Below are 17,709 nucleotides of genomic sequence, written 5' to 3' on the forward strand. Positions count from 1 at the left end.
GGTCGGGGTGAGGGGTTCCCACGTCGCCAGCGTGCACTTCGGCTGCACCGTTGCACCCCCTCACCCAACCCTCTCCCCACGGGAGAGCGCTGATGGCCCGTAAGGCAGCCACCACCGCCGCCGATCCGCTCGCGACCTACAACGCCAAGCGCGACTTCACCCAGACGGCCGAGCCCGCCGGCACGCTCGCCAGCGACGGCGGCCACCTCTTCATGGTGCAGAAGCACGACGCCACCCGCCTCCACTGGGATTTTCGGCTGGAACTCGACGGCGTGCTGAAAAGCTGGGCGGTGACGCGCGGCCCCTCGCTCGATCCCGACGACAAGAGGCTGGCGGTGCGGACCGAGGATCACCCCCTCTCCTACGCCACGTTCGAGGGCACGATCCCCAAGGGCCAATATGGCGGCGGCACGGTGATGTTGTGGGATCGCGGCACGTGGACGCCGGTGCCCGGCAAGGATCCGCGCAAGACGCTCGCCGAGGGTCATCTCCACTTCACGCTCGATGGCGCGCGGATGAAGGGCGAATGGCTGATGATCCGGCTGAAGCCGCGCGGGAACGAGAAGCACGAAAACTGGCTGCTGCGGAAGATCGCCGACGACCATGCCGGCGGCAGCGGCGATCTGGTCGACCGCGCGCTCACCTCGGTCACGACCGGCCGCACCATGGCGGAGATCGCACAGGGCAAAGGTGGCGCCCGCGAATGGCAGTCGAAACAGGGAGATGCACTGGGTTCTTCGGAAGTTGTGGCATCCCCTCCTTCGTCATCCCGACGAACGTCGGGATCCAGGTCGCGGAGCGCCCGGAAAAGCGACCACGCCGCCGTCCTGGATCCCGGCCTGCGCCGGGCTGACGAGAAGAACAGCGCCATGCCCGTCTTCCAGGCACCCCAACTCGCCACGCTGGTGGATCACGTCCCGACCGGCACGGAATGGCTGCACGAGGTGAAATATGACGGCTACCGCACGCTGATCGCGGTCGGCGGCGGCACGGCCAAAGCCTATACGCGCACCGGGCTCGACTGGTCGGATCGGTTCGGCCCAGTCGTCGCCGCCGCGGCGGCCCTGCCCCATGCGGCGCTGATCGACGGCGAGGTCGTCGCGCTCGACAAGGATGGCCGACCCAGCTTCCAGGCGCTGCAGGCGAGCCTCAAGGACGGCAGCGGCACGCTCGCTTACTTCGCGTTCGACCTGCTGTCGCTCGACGGCGAGGATCTGACCGCCCTCCCCAATGTCGCGCGCAAGGAGCGGCTGGCGGCGCTGTTGAAGGGTGTCGTGGCCCCGCTCCATTATTCAGATCATATCACAGGAAATGGCGAGAAGCTGTTCGAAAGGCTGTGCAAGGAAGGGATGGAAGGCGTCATCTCCAAGCGCGCCGACGCCCCCTATCGCGTCGGCCGCCGCACCCAGAGCTGGCTCAAGATCAAATGCCTGCGCCGGCAGGAATTCGTCATCGTCGGCTGGACGCCGAGTGACAAGGGTCGCGGTTTCCGGTCGTTGCTGCTCGGCGTGCACGATGGCGACGCGCTGCGTTATGCCGGCAAGGTCGGCACCGGCTTCGACATGAAGACGATCGACCTGCTGCTCGATCGCATGACGCCGCTCGCGCGCAAGACCGCGCCGGTCGCGGCGCCGCGCGCGGCGGTGCGCGGCGCGCACTGGATCACGCCGCAGCTTGTCGCCGAGATCGCCTTCACCGAGGTGACCGACGAAGGCGTGCTGCGCCACCCGAGCTTCATCGCGCTGCGTGACGACAAGCCGCAGGCCGAGGTGGTGCTCGAAACGCCGCTGCCTGCCCCCAGCGCGACGACGCCCGACATGGCTGGGGTCACGATCACCAATCCCGATCGCGTCATCTATCCGGAGAGCGGCATCACCAAGGGCGCGCTGGCGGACTATTACGCCCGCCTCGCCGATCCGATCCTTGACTGGCTGGGCGATCGCCCGACCAGCCTCGTCCGCTGCCCGCAGGGGCGCGCCAAGCAATGCTTCTTCCAGAAGCACGATGCCGGCAGCTTCGGCGATGCCGTGCGCCACGTGCCGATCCGCGAGAAGGACGGGCATGACGAGCCCTATCTCTATCTCGACGATGCGCGCGGGCTGCTCACCTGCGTCCAGATGGGCGCGATCGAGTTTCACGGCTGGGGCTCGAAGGTCGCCGATGTGGAGAAGCCCGACAGGCTGGTGTTCGATCTCGATCCCGACGAGGGGCTGGGCTTCGTCGAGGTGCGCCACGCCGCCATGCAGTTACGCGACGTGCTGGGCGAGATGGGGCTGGCGAGCTGGCCGATGCTGTCGGGCGGCAAGGGCGTCCACGTCGTCGTGCCGCTCGACGCCGGCCGGGCATGGCCCGAGGTGAAGGATTTCGCCAACCGCTTCGCGCTCGCGATCAGCGAGGCGCATCCGAAACGCTTCACCGCCAACATGAAGAAGGTCGAGCGGCGCGGCCGCATCTTCCTCGACTGGCTGCGCAACCAGCGTGGCGCGACCGCGGTCATGCCCTATACCGCGCGGGCGCGGCCCAACGCACCGGTAGCGGCGCCGGTCGGCTGGGACGAGCTGGAGACGATCGACACCGCCGCGCGCTTCACCATCGCCGACGCGGCCGAATTGCTCGATCGCGCCGCCGGGCCGCTGCGCGACTGGGGCCGCGCGCAGCAGCGCCTGCCCGACCTCTAGAAGCGAGGGGGCCGCCCCCTCGCGATGGAATCTCCGACCAACGTACCGGCGATGCGCGCATCATCGCTCGCCGACATTTCCGAAGCGGCCCCCCGCACATGATCCGCGCGATCAATAGGCGATGCTGAGCGTGACGGTGTCCGAATAGGTGTCGGCCGTCCGGTACGTGCCGGTCGCCGCAGCCGGGACGCTGATGCGGAAGCTCAGATCCTTCTGCGTGCCGTCGGCGGTCTGGTCCGTCAGATTGGCGAAGGCAACATTGCCGGTCGTGCCCTGCAAGAGGGTGTAATCCAGGAAGTTGGTCGCGACGAGGCCTTTCATCCGGCGTGCACCCGCGGTGACCGAGTTCACTCCATCGTCCGCCGTCACCGAATAGCTGGTGCCATTGGTGCAGGTGAACGATATCGTCGTTGCCGTCGCGGAAACCGCCTGCGTGTCCGGCGCGATGCTGCCCAGAGCCATGTCTGCCGCATTGCTCCCGGTCGCCAGCGTGCAGCTATTGGGGACGGTGGCGCTGATGTTGAGCGTCGACGTCGCCGACACCGCATTGGCGGCGGTTGAGAATATTGATCCGGCGATCGTGAGCGCCGCAATTACCTTCTTCATTTCAAATCCTTTGCGTTGAGGAACCGCGGGCGCGGGGCGCGCGAGCGGGCGTTCGCCGGACGGTCGTCGGCCGGACGAAATCTCGGCCATCGCGATGATCCGCATGGGCCGGGATGGGGTGGAGGCGCATCTCAATATGCGACAGTGACGCGGACCGTGTCCGCGTAGCTGCCGGTCGCAGGCAGGAGCGTGCCGTCGTCGATCTTGCCATGAACGCTGGCCAGCACGGCATTGCCGGTGCCGGTCGCACTCACGCCGCCGGCGCCGCCGACGATCCCGGTATCCATCCCGGTTTCGTCCCAGACGGTGCCGTCGTCCTTGTACAATTGATAGGGCAGCAGGGCATCGCCGTTCGCCATCTGGCGGTTGCCCCCGGCGATCCGATGCGCCCCATCGCCCAGATAGATGGTGTAGGCGGTGCCGCGCACGCAATCGACCGACACGCCGCCAAGGCCCGCCACGTCGCCGGCAACCCGGCCGGTGCCCGGCAGCGTCCCGAACGCGACCGTCGAGGTCGAGGCGATGCTGCAATACGGCCCGTAGACGACGCTGAGCGCGCCGGTGAAGGCGACGTCCGAGGTCAGCCGACCCGTGCTGCCGTCGCAGCCATGCCCGTCTGTCGCCAGATAGATCGCGCCGGCAAGCTGGTCGGCATATGTCCCGACCCCGACCTGCGGCTGGGTGGCGAAATGGTCGGCGCGCAGCGTGCTGCTGGTGTCCAGCGACGTCGCGGTCGCGGACAGCGCGACGATCGTGGTTAGGACGTAACTGCCGTCCGCGATCGCATCGAACGCGCCGCCATTGTCGCGATAGGTCACCGTATAGCCGATCGCATCGCTGGTGCCCGATCGGACCGCCTGGCGTGAGCCGCCGCCGGTCAGCTTCATGCAGACGTCGATCGTCTGCGCGTCCGACGATGCCGCGGGGCTGCAGCTGATCTGCACCTGCATGCCGACCTGGGGCGGCGTGGCGTCCACATAGCTGCCGTCCGACGCCGGCAGGGTCGCCGAGCATGTCCCCAGCGTCGCGGTCTGCGCGGCCGCCGGCGCGGCGCCGAGCAGCATCGCGCCGAACAGGCACAGGCCGGCGAGGACGTTGAGCAGGCGCATCAATAGGTCACCGCGACGCGCGCCGATCCGGCGCGGGTCGAGACGTCGAACGGGATGCCGGGCGAGCAATGGACCAGCGGCGCGCCGTGCGCGGTGGAGATGTCGCACGCGGAGACGAGATCGATCTCGACGAACAGCCGGCCGATCTGGCGCGGCCGCCCCTGCGATCCGCGCCGGGCCGGGCCCAGCATATGCGATGCGCTGCTGCCCGAAAGCAACGGCACCAAAGTCCGCGACGGGACGACGTCCTGCGCATCGGCCACACCGGCCCAGGCGAGAGCGCCACCGAGCAGGGCGCGCAGGAGGCGGCGGCGCGCGATCATCGGCATGTGAGCGGCCCGATCCGCGGCTGGGGCGGCCCCTTCGGGTCGTAGGCGAATTCGGCCGCGCAGATTCCCTCGGGGCCCAGATCGATGGTCACGCGGTTCCGTGCGCCCAGCCCTCGCAGATAGACCTCGCCGTCATAGGCGACCACCGCCTGCTCGCCCCCGTCGAGGCGGACGGTATAGCCGGCGGCGATCGGCGCGCCGTCGGGGCGCACGATCGTCAGCACCGCGCCATGCGCCGGCCGCGCGCCGAAATCGACCACCGCGCCCTGGCGATAGCCGGCCACGGCGGTGCGCTGGGTAGCGGCGGCCTCCCACCCGTCGGGAAGGCTGGTCGGATCGATCAATATCTCCTGCTCGTAATAAGGGATCAGTTCGGGCAGCAAGGCATGGCCGCCGGCATCGGTCTTGCCCATGCGCATGCCGCCCTGCATCACCTCGACGCCGGGGCCGGCGTTGCGGACGATCGCGAAGGCATCGCCCACGCGGTTGGCGACGAACACGCCGTCGCCCGCGGCGACGATCGCGCCTTCGATCTGCGCGCTTTCGCGCCATTGGCCGCCATAGTCGTCGACCTGCGCCCGGACGAGCGCCTGCGGCGCGCGATAGCTGACATAGCCGGTGCGCTGCGCCCCGCCGTGGTCGAACTCCTCGTCGGACAGGCCCCAGCCAAGATCGCCCTGGCGCTGGCCGGTCGCGCTGGTGGCCTGCAGGCGATAGCCGGTGCGCGCGGCATCGCGGTTCAGGCCGCCGCTGACATTGACCTTGCGGCCGAGCCGGAGATTGAGCGTCGCGAACAGCCCGACCCGGCGCTGGTTGCCGAAATCCATGAAGCCGTTCGCGTAGAGGCTGAGCCGGCTGCCAAGCTCGCGTGATAGCGACAGGCTGCCCGTCCGCATCGTCGATCCGGGCATGACCACGCGATTATAGCTGACGCTGATCGCGGTCGGATCGATCCACGGCGTGAACGACAGCCCGGCGCGATCGAGGATGGTCGCCTGCGCGCTGGCCGCATAGCTGGCCGAGTCTGCCGCCGACGCGCCCGAACTGCGCGCGCTGCGCAGGATCGAGACGCGCGCGAGATCGAAATATTGGCCGATCGTCCGCTCGGTGCCGGCGAACAGGCGAAGCCCGGCGACCTGCGCCTGCCCTTCGATCGTATATTTGGCGCCGGTGTGGCCGTCATACCGGCTGGCGGCGAACGATCCGGTCAGCGCGCCCCTGCCGCCGATCGACTTGACCAGTCCGAAGCCCGCCTCGCCCAGGCCATCGGCCGACGTTTCGGCGTGGCCCTCCACCGTGAGCGCGCCGTCCACGCCGTAACGGACATCCGCCGAGGCGAAGACCGTGCGATCATAGTCGAACGACTTCAGCCCGTAATCGAGACGTGGCGCCCCGACGTCGATCGAATATTGCAGGATGCCCTTACGAAGCTGCTGGGCGACGTAATAGAATGACTTCCTGATCTCCAACTGATGGCCGGTGACGTCGGTCGTGACGAGGCGGACGTCACCGCCCGACACGAACGGCAGCGCGCGCAGGTCGAACGGACCCGACGGCACCTGCCCGGAATAGACCTTCTGCTGGTTGACGTAGAGATCGAGGCTCGACGGCAACGCCGCCGACCCCGAAAATTGCGGAAGCGCGGTGGTGACGATGTCGGTCCGCTGGTCGAACGCGCTCGCGATCTGGAAGCCGGCGAGGCGCACGCTGCTCGTCCATGCCAGCGCGTTGCTGGTGAAGTCGCCGACGAGGTAGGACCGGATGGCGCGTGGATCGATCAGCCGCCAGCTTGTGTCGAGCCGCGTCGCATGGCCGCTGCCATAGCTGCGCTGGCTGTCGACGATGCCCGAGAGCGTGACGACGCCGGCCGGCGTCATCGCTAGCGCCTCGAAATTGCCGTTCACGCTCGTCGCGCCCGGAACGTGCTGGGCATAGACCCCGTAATTGAGCAGCACCCCCGACAGCGAGTGGATCGCGTCGAGATTGGTCGGCGTCCGGTCGCCGCCGAGACCGACGACATAGGTCTGCAGCCGCTCGACCGGCACGGTCAGCGCGATCGCCTGTTCGCCTCGTCGTAGCGCGCGGCGATGCCCAGTTCGGAGAAAGGAACATAGTCCGTCGGGCGCGTCGCCGGCGCGAGCTTGATCCGAAGCTTGCGAAGCTCCTCGGCCAGTCCGAGGAAGGCGCCGTCGGGCAGGCGCTGCACGGTGAGCAGCTGGCTTGTCTCGACGCCGTTGACGGTCGCGTCGAGCACCATCAGCACCGGCTGCGCGCCGGGCTTCGGCGGCGGTCGCGGCTCGGCCGAGCCTGCCTCTCCCGCCGCCTGCATCTCCGTCTTCGTCACGCGGGCGGCCGCCGGGTCGTTGCCCACGGCCGCCCCCGCTGCCGGTGCGCTGGACAGGACCATGAGCAGCGCGCCCCATCGTCGCGTTCGCATTCCGCCGATGCGGCCACGGCCATCGTCACCGCGCCCCGACAAGAGCGGCTTCCTTGATCGGCTCGTCTCCGTTCTTTGCCGTGAGCGCGACGGTCTTGCCGGCCAGCGGCGGCAAGGTCTGGCCGGCGGCGGGCTTCAGGTCGAAGCGGCGCGTCGTCCCCGTCAGCACATAGGGATTGAGCCCGCCTTGGTCGGCGTCGAGCCGCACGCCCTGCGCGTCGACCGCCAGCGCCGAAATCCGCGCGTGGCGCTGGCCATCATTCCTGACCTCGGCATGGAGGCCAGCGCCATCCTGCCAGAGCGACCAGACCAGATGGCTGGCGCCCTCGCCCGTCTGGATGAAGACCGGCATCGACGTCCGCAGCACCACCGCGACGCCGCGCGGGCCCTTGTTGGGGTCGAACGGCTTCGGAATCTCGTCGATCACCAGCCGATAGCTTTGCTCGCCGGTGATCGGCCGCATCGCCAGCCGTGCGACGCGGACGGTATAGGATGCGCCGCCGGGGATGGTCGCGACCGGTGGGCTGACGATAATGTCCGTCGCCGGCTCGAGCTGATCCTTGCCGCCGGGCTGGGACCAGCGGAAGACGCGAACCTGGATGCTCACCGGGTCGGGATCGATGTTGGCGACGGTCAGCGACGATGCACGCTGCGCGGCCGGAATCTCGATGCCGATCGGCGACAGTCGAAGCGACGCCGCCGGCAATGGTGTACCGATCGACGCTGCAAGCACAGCGCCGCCAAACAACAATGTACGCACGAGCCCCGATCCCCCGATCAGTAAGTGAGAGTAAGCGTGACAATATCCGTGTAATGACCATCGGGCAGACCGGCAGTCCGCGTCACACGACCATAGATTGGAATAGGCACGGCCGATCCCGCGGTCGGGATCGCCAACTGCATCCCCGTCGTCGGATCGTAGGGAATATTGCGGCCCTGATCCTGAAATAGCTGGTACGGGATGCGCGCACCGCTGGGGCTGGTCATGTAGCGCTGGCCGCCCTCGCCGTGCATGCCGCTATCGACCGTGACGCTCGGCGCCGCCGCATGCGTGTAAGTGTTCGAGCAGGACACGCTCAGCACCGATCCACCGGACGCCGACGCGCCGCTACTGTCGACGGGCTGGTCGCCCTCGGCGGTGGCCGAGCCGAAGCTGAGCGTCGCATCCGCGATGGCGACGTCGCTCGTCCCCGACGAAAAGCTGCAGCCGGGCGTGACCTGCAGCTGGATCTCGACACGGACTCCCAATGTCCCGGCAGATGCGGCGCCGGGAACGGCCAGCGCGGCAGGCATGGCCGCCAGTGCGAGGATGCCCCGGCTCAATCCAGCGGCCGGGCATGGCGTCATACCAGCAGGGCCAGGATCGGCGGCACGGCGCGCGCCGGCAGGTAATATCCCTCCCGATGCACCGTCTCGATGCAATTGCCGAGCCCGCGCTCGCGCAGCGCGACGCGCAGCCAGTGCACATAGACCTTCTGGACAGCGAAGGTGGTGCCCTTCGTGCCCAATGCGCGCGCGATCGCGGCGGGCGTTTGCGTCTGGTTGGGATGATCGAGCAGATGCGCCAGCAGCGCCGCGCCGCGGCGATGGCGGAGGCCGAGGCGCTGCTGGATGACCTTTATCCAGGCCTCGCGGCCGCCATCGATCACGGCATCGCCGGACAGCTTGAACAGCTCTTCGGCGACCCGATCGATCGTCGCGAGGCGCTCCGCCTCGTCGCCGCGCGATACTGCGCCGCGCAGCTCGAGCGCCAGATCCGCCAGTTGCGAGCGCCTCGCGCCCGACAGGTCGACGCCAAGGTCCGCGGCCATCGTCGCCGACCGATCGGCCGCCCGCTTGCCTGCGCGCGACGGATCGGGCGCGTCGTCGAGCGACAGCGAGGCGACGGCTTCCGGCCGCCGCCGCGGCAACCGCGCCGCTGGCGACGATCGCGTTGCTGGTGCGTAAGCCTCACCCATCGCGCGGAGGGCGTATGTCACGCCAGCCACCGGATGAGCGCGTAGATGCCGACCCACATCAGCAGGCATCCGGGCGCGACGAACATCACCCCACGAAAGAAGCGGAGTTCGCCACGCGGCCCGAGCGGCGCGGCATCGCGTCCGTCATCGGCATACAGCCACGCCGGCGAGAGCGCTTCGCCGCGACCCGCCCGCCCAATATCTGCGCCGAAGCCCGCCGACTGCGCCTCGATCAATCGCGCGGACGCCGAATGCTCGGCGTTGATGGAATTGGCGGGAAACTGGTAATTCATCGACTGGATCCCCCAGAGAGATGACAAATAGGGCGACGCGGCGCGCGCGATCGCCAGCGGGCTGCGGGTCGGACGGGTTTTGGTGCCGGGGCTGCGTCGGCCGAGCGCGACGCTCAGCCAGCCGGGCTGCAGCGCGGCTCGGCCAGCGGATCCGTCGCGGACGGCCCGGCGCACCGATCGCCCTTTCGCGCGGAACGGCAGCGCGGACATGTGGATGCCGCTTCGCCCACGTTCATTCTCTCGCATACGCTACTCCCCGTCACCCGCCGTGCCCACGCGCCGAGTCCGAGACGGAATAACCAATTCTGTAACAGCGCCGGCCGGGGCGCCGGCCGGCGGCCGGCGCGCCGTCGCCGTCGCGTCGCCGACACCGAAAGCCGGCGGGTCGGAACGGACGATGTACACCAGCCTCGCCGAGCGAAAATATCTGACCCGGCACGAGACCAACGCCTTCCTGGCGTGTGCCCGCCGCCGGCCACTGGCAGTCCACAGCTTCTGCTGGCTGATGGCCGTTACCGGCTGCCGGATTTCGGAGGCGCTGGCGCTGCGCCCGACCAATATCGACTTCGAGGCGCGACAGGTCGTCATTGAATGCCTGAAGAAGCGCGGGAAGCAGATCTTCCGCACCGTTCCTTTGCCGTCGAGCCTACTAACCAAGTTGAAACAGTTACTTGGCAGGGGCGTATCGCGTTCGGGGCGCCTCTGGCCGTGGTCGCGCATGACCGGCTACCGCCGCATTCGCGAGGTGATGGAGGAGGCTGCGGTCCATGGCAGCCATGCGACCCCGAAGGGACTGCGCCACGGCTTCGGCGTCCGGGCGGTCCAGTCGCAGGTGCCGTTGAACCTGGTTCAACGCTGGCTCGGACATGCCGACATCAAGACCACCGCGATCTATACCAGCGTGATGGGACCCGAAGAGCGCGAGATCGCCGCGCGCATGTGGGAAGACGAGCGGCCTGCGCCGGTTCGGAGCATTCAAACCGAAATGGATGAAGCGCCCCGGCCATCGCTCGAGGTCGCGGATCGAAGCAGTAAACATGATGAACAAACGAGTAAGGCTATGGACGAAGGCATCCAACCAGTGCCTATCTCATTGGAAGTCAATGAAAAGACATCTGCCTATTGCGGATTGAGACAGAATTGGTTAAAGTGTCACACGACTTTCTATTATAAGTCATTGGCTTACCCCCTTGTCAGCGTGAGTCGATCGATATCCGGGGCGTTGTAAACGCTGGCGGCACAGCGCGATTTGCCGGATATCAAATTCCAGAAGCTAAATAGTTGCTTCCGTTGCCAATCCTCCTCTCCATCCAGCGCCGCGTCCCCCCAGGACGCAGCGACCCGCCCGATCTTGTTACGGGCATGGTGGGTTTTGCACGAAAATGGTTAGCGCCGCCATCAGGTTAAATCCGTTTCGGCGACAAGTGATCGGCGGCGCTGCGGCATCGAAGCGGCGGCGCGGAAGCGGTGGCTGGAATGGGAATTGCCGATCGGGCAGGCCCGCGTCGACGCGGGGCGATGCCGACCTCGTAGCGGGGGTCGCGAGGGATTGGCGGTTGCCGCCGATCGGGACGCCCGGCAACGGGCATGCGGCCGGGCGACCGAGGATATTCCCTCGCTCGCGCCGAGCCGTTGAATGTGGCGGGATGCCGATGCCGCTCGGTGGCTATCGGCGCATCACCGCCGCTGAATGCCGCCTAGCGCGGATTGGACCGGCCCATTACAGGCCGTTGGCGGACGCTGCTTCGGCCGAGGGCTTCCACATCCTGGCGGAGATTGCCCGCTCTTCGGGCCCGATCACGCTCGTATAGATCGCCGTCGTCTTGATGTCGGCGTGGCCGAGCCAACGCTGCACCAGGTTCAGTGGAACGTTCGATTGGATCGCGCGCACGCCGAAGCCGTGCCGTAATCCCTTGGGCGAAGCATGTTCACCCACGATGCGGGCGCGCGCCATGACTTCGCGAACGCGCCGATAGCCAGTCATGCGCGACCATGGCCAAAGCAGTCCCTGCGTAGGCAATACGCCCGTACGGAACCATCCCCGCAATTTGTCGAGGAAGATCCGCGGTAGCGGGACCGCGCGAAAGACCTGCTTCTGCCTTTTCTTAAGACATTTTATTATCACCTGCTGCGCCGCAAAATCGATATTCTCCGCCGTAAGCGACAAAGCCTCCGAAATTCTGCATCCCGTGCGAACCAGAAAGCAACAGAAACTGTGAACGAGCGGATCGCATCGCGCAGCCTGCGCCAGAAATTGCTTGGTCTCTTCAATTGTAAGATACTTACGATGACCATTATAGTCATGGATTGTCCAATCCATATGTCATCTGTCCTTTGGTAATACTGGTAAGCATATCGCCGCGGGAGCACTTTATTTACGGAAAGAGATAACCATATCGATATAAACAGGATTATTAAGATGTTAACACGACTTTCACGGTTAAATGGCTAATGCCCGTAATATTATCGCATGATAACAACGGCCTGCCGGAACACGCCGGCGCGGCCGCCCGGACAGCCGTCCGCGACGCGCATATCTGTAAACGAAAGAGGCATATTCGCCGAGCGCGGCAAGGCCGCCGTGCGGCCAGAGCCGCCCGGAAAACACGCCATCGCTCGCGTGACCGAACCCCGCTCGACGCCGGCGAAGGGCCGTCGAAGCAGGCGGCTGCCTACGCGCTCAATATCGCGCGCAGCGGCGAGATGTCGTAGCCGGCATTGGCCGCCTTCGCGATCAGCGCATCGCCGTCGTCGCCCATCCGCCCGCGCGCCAGCGCCCACAGGAAGGTCGAGCGCGTGCCCGATCGGCAGAAGGCCAGCACCGGCCCGTCGGCTGCGGCGAGCGCATCGGCCATCGCCACCACCTGCGGCTCGGAAAAGCCCGAATGGTCGACCGGGATCGCGACATAGGCCAGTCCCGCCGCCTGCGCCGCCGCCGCAATCTCCGCGCCGCGGGGTTGGCCGGGCTGCTCGTCGTCGGGGCGGTTGTTGATGATGGTGGTGAAGCCCTGCGCCTTCGCCGCCGCGACCTCCCCGGGGGAGATCTGGACGCTGACGGAGATGGTGTCGTCGATCGATCGAAACATCGGAATCGTCCTCAATATGCCAATGCACAGCCGTCGGCGCGCATCTCGCTCGCGCCGACATAGACTCGCTCGCCGTCGGGCATGGTGCGCTCGACGCATTCGTAACGGCCGAAGCCGCCCTCGGGGCTGCCGATCGTCCAGCCGATATCGGCCAGCGCCTTGCGCGCCTTGTCGGGCACGCCGCTTTCCAGCCGCAGCAGGCCGGTCTTGGGCAGATCGGGTGCATCCTCGCCCATGCTCTGCGCCGAGCCTTCATGATGCCAGCGCGGGCTGTCGCCCGCCGCTTGCGCGTCGAGCCCATAATCGACGCGGTTCACCATGATCTGCGTCTGGCCCATCGGCTGCATGTCGCCGCCCATCACGCCGAACGCCATCCACGGCTTGCCGTCCCTGGTGGCGAAGCCGGGGATGATCGTCTGGAACGGCCGCTTGCCGGGCGCATAGATGTTGGGATGGCCGTCCTGCAGGCTGAACAATTGGCCGCGATCCTGGAACATGAAGCCGAGCCCGTCGGCGACGAGCCCCGAGCCCATGCCCCGGAAGTTGGACTGGATCATCGACACCATCATCCCGTCCTTGTCGGCGCAGGAGAAATAGGTCGTGTCGCCATGGCTCGGCGCCTCGCCCGGATAGACCGGATCGAGGATGCGATCGGGCCGGATCAGCTTGGCGCGCTGCGCGGCATAATCCTTCGAGCCCAGCCACTCGAACGGCACCTTGGAGAAGTGCGGATCGGCATAGAAACGCGCGCGATCGGCATAAGCGAGGCGCTTGGCCTCGGCCTGCAGGTGGATCGACAGCGCCGACTGGAAGCCGGCGCCGCGCAGGTCGAAATGCTCGAGGATGTTGAGCATCTGCAGCGTCGCGAGCCCCTGCGTGTTGGCACCCATCGCGTGGACGCCGACCCCGCGATAGGTGGTGAACAGCGGCTCGACCCACTCGCTGCGATGGCGCGCGAGATCGCCGTACGACAGCCAGCCGCCGATCCGCTTGAAGTAAGCGTCGATCGTGCGTGCGATCGGGCCTTCATAGAAAGCATCGCGCCCGCCCTCCGCGATCATGCGATAGGTGCGCGCGAGATCGGGATTCCGGAAGACCCCGCCGATATCGGGCGTCTTGCCTTTGGGTGCCCACGTCTTGACCGCGTTGGTCGGATCCTCGACCCCCGAACCCGCGCTCGCGAATTTGCGGATCGACGCGCGGATCGCGGTGGCGATCAGCGGCGGCACCGGCACGCCCTGCTCGGCCAGCGCGATCGCCGGCGCCATCACCTCGGCCCATTTGAGCTTGCCGTAGCGCTGATGGAGCGACCACCAGCAATCGACCGCGCCGGGCGTCGAGACCGCGACCGCGCCGAGTGGCGGCAGCGCGCCGTTCTTCGCGCGCGAACGGGCGATGTCGAGCGTCAGCGATTGCGGCGAGCGGCCCGATCCCGCGATGCCGACGACCTTGCCGAGCTTCGGATCCCACAGCAGGGCATAGCAGTCGCCACCGACGCCGCTCGACGTCGGTTCGAGGAAGCCGAGCGCCGCGTTCATCGCGATCGCCGCGTCGACCGCCGACCCACCCTTCTTCAAGATCTCGATCGCGACCATCGTCGCCACCGGATGCGCCGATCCGGCCGCACCCGAACAGCCACAGACCGGCGAGCGCGACCCGAAACTCGCGCCGACCGGCCGATCGCCGGCATGGACGTCGGGCCGAAGGAAGCGCGTCGCGTCGGGGGGCTGGAATCCTTCGGGAATACCCTCGGTCGACGGGGTGCCCGACGGGCTCGCCTTCTGCGCCAGCAGCGGCGCCGCGATGGCGGCGGCCGGTACGGCGGCCAGAAAGGAACGGCGCTTCATCCTCGTCTCCCGCAGGTTCGTCGCGCCCTGACTGTCAGAAGCTCGCGCTCGCGCCAAGCCTTACCGTGCGCGGGCGCAGCGGCGTGACCTCGTCGCGCTGCGCGATGCCGAACGGATTGCCCACCGCGAAGCGGTTGCCGCGCACGTCCGCCAGATTGTCGACGCCCAGCGACAATGTGTAGCGCGCCAGCTTCAGCGACGCCGCCGCGCCGGTCTCGACATAATTGCCGTAGGGCAGATCGAGCACCGGGCCGACCCCCAGCCGCGAACTGCCGACATAGCGCATGTTGGCGCGCAGCTGCAGCGTTCGCGTGCCGAGCTGGTGCGACCAGGTGGCGCTCCCGGTGGCCGATACCGGCGGCGTGTCCGGCAACGGGCGGCTGCCCGAGGCGATGTAAGCGGGCCGAGGATTGGTGAGGCGGCTGCGATTGAGGAACAGGCCGCCGGTCAGCCGGAGCGCGGCGACCGGCACCCAGTCGAGCGTGCCCTCGAACGCGACGATCCGCCCGTCGCCGACATTGTCGGTGTAGGGGAAACCCTGGTTCGAGATGAGATCGGCCTGGATGTCCTTCCATTTGGCGTAGGAGACCGCCGCCACCGCTGCCAGCCCGGTGGTGCCGGTGCGCACCAGACGCAGGCCGGCCTCGCCGACATATAGCTTGTCATCCTCGTAATTCTGCACGCGGCCGACGCTGTTGGAGACGGCAAGGCCGCCGGTCCGGAAGCCCTGCTGATACTGGACGAACGAGACGAGGCGGCGCGTCAGCCGATAGGACACGCCAACCTGCGGATCGGCGCGCGAGGTGGTCTGGCCGCGGATATAATTGCCGCGCGAGGTGGTCGACGGGTCGCCGTCCATGCGCGCGCTGGTGTAGCGCAGCCCACCGCTGACCAGCAACCCGTCGAACAGATGGAAGGTGCCGCTCGCAAAGGCCGACCGCTCCTGCGTGCGGTCGGTCACGCCGATCAGTTCGCGCGGGCTGGTCAGCGTGCCGAACTGGCGCGACTTGCCGGTGGTGTCGTGGACATAGGCCACGCCGACCAGCCAGCCGTCGCCGTCGGCCATCGTCCGCGACAGCCGCGCCTCCTGCGTCGTCAGGCGGATGCTGTCATGCTCGTCATAGACGATCGGGATGTTGAAATGGCCGATGCGCGTGGCGTCGAAGCGTTGGTCGAAATCGTGCGAGACGCGCGCCGTAGCGGAGACGAAGCGCAGGCCGTTGCTCCATTGCTTGATGACGATGACGCGGCCCATCTTGTAATTGTCTTCGAACGGCTGCGGCACCGCCGACATGCGCGTCAGCGGCGCGCGATCGGCCAGCGCATATTGCAGGTCGGGCTCGTGGCTCGTCTGGATGATGCCGCCGAGGTCGATCGTCCAGCCGTCGGCCGGCCGCACGCGCACCACGGCGCGGCCGCCGCTTTCAGTGAGCGGATTGATGTCGCTGAGGCCACGGCCCGGATCGTCGATATAGCCGGCGGTGCGCGTGCGATAGGCGACCAGCCGGATCGCGACACGATCGCGCCACGGCGCATAATTCACCATGCCCGCGGTATCGTAGCCGATGCCGCCATGCGCGGTGCTGCTGACGCCGACCTCGGCCGACGCCTCCGCCGCGTCCAGCACGGCGGGATGCGGCGAGAGGCGGATGACGCCGCCGAGCGAGCCCGCGCCGTAGAGCGCGCCCTGCGGCCCCTCGAGAATCTCGACCCGCTCGACGTCGTAGAGGTTCAGGTTGGGATCGGGCCCGCTATAGGCGGTGCGCACCTCGCCGAAATAGGTGCCGGCGGTCGCCTGGGTGGGCCCGGTGAAGCTCGAATCGGCGACGCCGCGGATGAAATATTTGTCGCGGCCGGTGCCGAGCTCGGTCGATTGCAGGATCGGCGACTGGCGCAGCAGATAATCCTGGCTGTCGACCCCGTGCGGCCCGAGCGCGTCGCCGCCCAGCACGATCACGGTCGCGCTGCCGGGATAGGTGGCGAGCGGCAGGTCGCGCTTGCCGCCGCGGATCACGATCTCGCCGCTGCCGGAATCGCGCGGCTGCGATGTGAGCGCCAGGCGCACCCGATCCCGATCGGGCGGCGGCGGCGGCGCAGCGGCGGCCGGCCGCGGCGCGGCGCGCACGACGAGGCGATACGTGCCCGGCCCCACCATCTGCGCCGCGAACGGGGTGCCCGCCAGCAGGCGGCCGAGCGCGTGATCGGTGGTCAGGCTGCCGTTAACGCCGCGCGACACGATGCGATCGAGCTGCGCGTCGGTGCCGCCGATATCGATCCCGGCCTGCCGCGCGAGCAGCGCCAGCGCCCCGCCAAGCGATCCTGCGGGAACCGCGAAATCATGACGCGACGACGCTGCCAGCACCGTCTGCGACGATATCGCGGCAATTATGACCGGTAGCAGAGACCTAAGGTGCACCGTCCGATTTAGACGAGATCATCCAGCCCGGTCCATCCCGCATCGCGACGCCATCGGCCAAAGCCGCGAGACTGCGTGCGATTTCCTCCGGCGAGCGGTCGAGCCGCAACGTTCCGGTGAAGTGCCGGCCCGCCATGTCGGGCGACACCTTCAGCGCGGCGCCGGTCGAGCGGCTGACATCGTCGGCCACGCTCGACAGCGCGGCGTCGTGGAAATCGAGCCGCCCATGCGACCATCCACCGACGCTTTCCGCATCGATCGGGGTCAGTTTCGCCTCGCCGGCGGCTTCGTTCACCGCCAGCTGCATGCCGCGCTTGATCGAGACCGCCTCATGCTCGGGCTGGAACATCACCTCGCCCTCGGCGACGCCCACCTGCAGCCGATCGCCCGAGCGCGCCACGTTGAACACGGTGCCGACGTCGCGCAGCGTCACGCCGCCCGAACGCACCTCGAACGGGTGGTCGGCATGGTGCACGACGCTGAAGATCGCCTCGCCGCGATCCAGCGTCGCGACACGCGCATTATTGCGGTCCAGCACCAGCCGCGTGCCGCCGTTCATCTGCACCTGCGTGCCGTCGGCCAGTGTGACGGTGCGGTGCATGCCCGGCATCGTCTCCAGCGCATAAGGCGCGACCGTCGCGGGCATGATCGCGAACCACGCCACCGCAGCGGCCGCGGCGAGCCCCCCCGCGGCCCCGCCCCAGCGCTGCCAATGGCGGCCCCGCATCGGCGTCGGCAGCGCGCGCACGGGCGCGGCCGGCGCAGCCTCCTGCGGCGGTGCGACCAGATCGCCGTCCATCAAGGTCAGGCGGTCATAGGCCTCGGCATGCGCCGGATCGGCCTCCATCCACACGATGAAATCGTGCCAGCCCTGCTCCCCGGCCTGCTCCAGGCCGAGATGCCAGGCGATGGCCTCGTCCATCGCGGTTTCGAGCGAGTTGCTCACGTCC

Annotated in this window: 16 protein-coding genes; 2 read left to right on the top strand and 14 right to left on the bottom strand. The window is 67.8% G+C overall.

The features are described from left to right. Window positions 1-92: 92 nt before the first annotated feature. A complete protein-coding gene (gene ligD, locus K8P63_RS11225) occupies window positions 93-2,678 on the top strand; it encodes a DNA ligase D (protein ID WP_223796121.1) in 2,586 nt (861 codons plus the stop codon). A gap of 111 nt (window positions 2,679-2,789) precedes the next feature. Here the strand turns inward: ligD and K8P63_RS11230 are convergent, their stop codons facing one another. From K8P63_RS11230 to K8P63_RS11270, 9 genes are all read right to left on the bottom strand, one after another. Next, window positions 2,790-3,284, bottom strand: a complete 495-nt coding sequence (locus K8P63_RS11230) for a Csu type fimbrial protein (protein WP_223796122.1) — start codon at window positions 3,282-3,284, stop codon at window positions 2,790-2,792. Between the two features lie 131 nt (window positions 3,285-3,415). Beyond that, window positions 3,416-4,393, bottom strand: coding sequence for a Csu type fimbrial protein (locus K8P63_RS11235; RefSeq protein ID WP_223796123.1), 978 nt, complete (start codon window positions 4,391-4,393; stop codon window positions 3,416-3,418). Beyond that, complete coding sequence (locus K8P63_RS11240) at window positions 4,393-4,722, bottom strand: hypothetical protein (RefSeq protein WP_223796124.1); 330 nt, start codon at window positions 4,720-4,722, stop codon at window positions 4,393-4,395. Before K8P63_RS11240 ends, K8P63_RS11235 begins: the two co-directional genes overlap by 1 nt. After that, window positions 4,713-6,767 carry a fimbria/pilus outer membrane usher protein gene (locus K8P63_RS11245; protein ID WP_223796125.1) on the bottom strand — a complete coding sequence of 685 codons (2,055 nt, stop codon included), beginning with the start codon at window positions 6,765-6,767 and terminating at the stop codon, window positions 4,713-4,715. Before K8P63_RS11245 ends, K8P63_RS11240 begins: the two co-directional genes overlap by 10 nt. Window positions 6,768-6,769: 2 nt before the next feature. Then, the gene (locus K8P63_RS11250) at window positions 6,770-7,093 is read right to left on the bottom strand and encodes a hypothetical protein (RefSeq protein ID WP_223796126.1); all 324 of its coding nucleotides are present in this window, start codon (window positions 7,091-7,093) and stop codon (window positions 6,770-6,772) included. 91 nt (window positions 7,094-7,184) lie between these two features. Then, window positions 7,185-7,919, bottom strand: coding sequence for a fimbrial biogenesis chaperone (locus tag K8P63_RS11255; RefSeq protein WP_223796127.1), 735 nt, complete (start codon window positions 7,917-7,919; stop codon window positions 7,185-7,187). A 17-nt stretch (window positions 7,920-7,936) separates the two neighbouring features. Then, the gene (locus tag K8P63_RS11260; protein WP_223796128.1) at window positions 7,937-8,482 is read right to left on the bottom strand and encodes a Csu type fimbrial protein; all 546 of its coding nucleotides are present in this window, start codon (window positions 8,480-8,482) and stop codon (window positions 7,937-7,939) included. A 20-nt stretch (window positions 8,483-8,502) separates the two neighbouring features. Continuing rightward, entirely contained in the window at window positions 8,503-9,069 is a 567-nt protein-coding gene (locus tag K8P63_RS11265) for a helix-turn-helix domain-containing protein (RefSeq protein WP_223796129.1), read from the bottom strand. Window positions 9,070-9,134: 65 nt separating this feature from the next. After that, complete coding sequence (locus K8P63_RS11270; protein WP_223796130.1) at window positions 9,135-9,620, bottom strand: hypothetical protein; 486 nt, start codon at window positions 9,618-9,620, stop codon at window positions 9,135-9,137. 187 nt (window positions 9,621-9,807) lie between these two features. On the opposite strand from K8P63_RS11270, the gene K8P63_RS11275 reads away from it, so the two are divergent. After that, complete coding sequence (locus K8P63_RS11275; RefSeq protein WP_223796131.1) at window positions 9,808-10,638, top strand: tyrosine-type recombinase/integrase; 831 nt, start codon at window positions 9,808-9,810, stop codon at window positions 10,636-10,638. Window positions 10,639-11,130: 492 nt separating this feature from the next. Here K8P63_RS11275 and K8P63_RS11280 read toward each other — a convergent pair whose 3' ends face one another. The 5 genes from K8P63_RS11280 to K8P63_RS11300 all read right to left on the bottom strand — a co-directional run bounded on the left by K8P63_RS11280 (window position 11,131) and on the right by K8P63_RS11300 (window position 17,705). After that, window positions 11,131-11,730, bottom strand: a complete 600-nt coding sequence (locus K8P63_RS11280) for a tyrosine-type recombinase/integrase (protein WP_223796132.1) — start codon at window positions 11,728-11,730, stop codon at window positions 11,131-11,133. 352 nt (window positions 11,731-12,082) lie between these two features. Beyond that, window positions 12,083-12,496, bottom strand: coding sequence for a TIGR01244 family sulfur transferase (locus K8P63_RS11285; protein ID WP_223796133.1), 414 nt, complete (start codon window positions 12,494-12,496; stop codon window positions 12,083-12,085). 11 nt (window positions 12,497-12,507) lie between these two features. Then, window positions 12,508-14,343 (bottom strand): gamma-glutamyltransferase family protein, encoded by a 1,836-nt coding sequence (locus tag K8P63_RS11290; protein WP_223796134.1) that lies wholly within the window; start codon window positions 14,341-14,343, stop codon window positions 12,508-12,510. Between the two features lie 34 nt (window positions 14,344-14,377). Next, window positions 14,378-16,705 carry a TonB-dependent receptor gene (locus tag K8P63_RS11295; protein WP_223796135.1) on the bottom strand — a complete coding sequence of 776 codons (2,328 nt, stop codon included), beginning with the start codon at window positions 16,703-16,705 and terminating at the stop codon, window positions 14,378-14,380. Window positions 16,706-16,748: 43 nt separating this feature from the next. Further along, on the bottom strand, window positions 16,749-17,705 hold the full coding sequence (locus K8P63_RS11300) for a FecR family protein (protein WP_223796136.1): 957 nt from the start codon (window positions 17,703-17,705) through the stop codon (window positions 16,749-16,751). Window positions 17,706-17,709: the final 4 nt, after the last annotated feature.

The sequence above is a fragment of the Sphingomonas nostoxanthinifaciens genome (assembly GCF_019930585.1).
GTDB classification, from domain to species: Bacteria; Pseudomonadota; Alphaproteobacteria; order Sphingomonadales; family Sphingomonadaceae; genus Sphingomonas_I; species Sphingomonas_I nostoxanthinifaciens.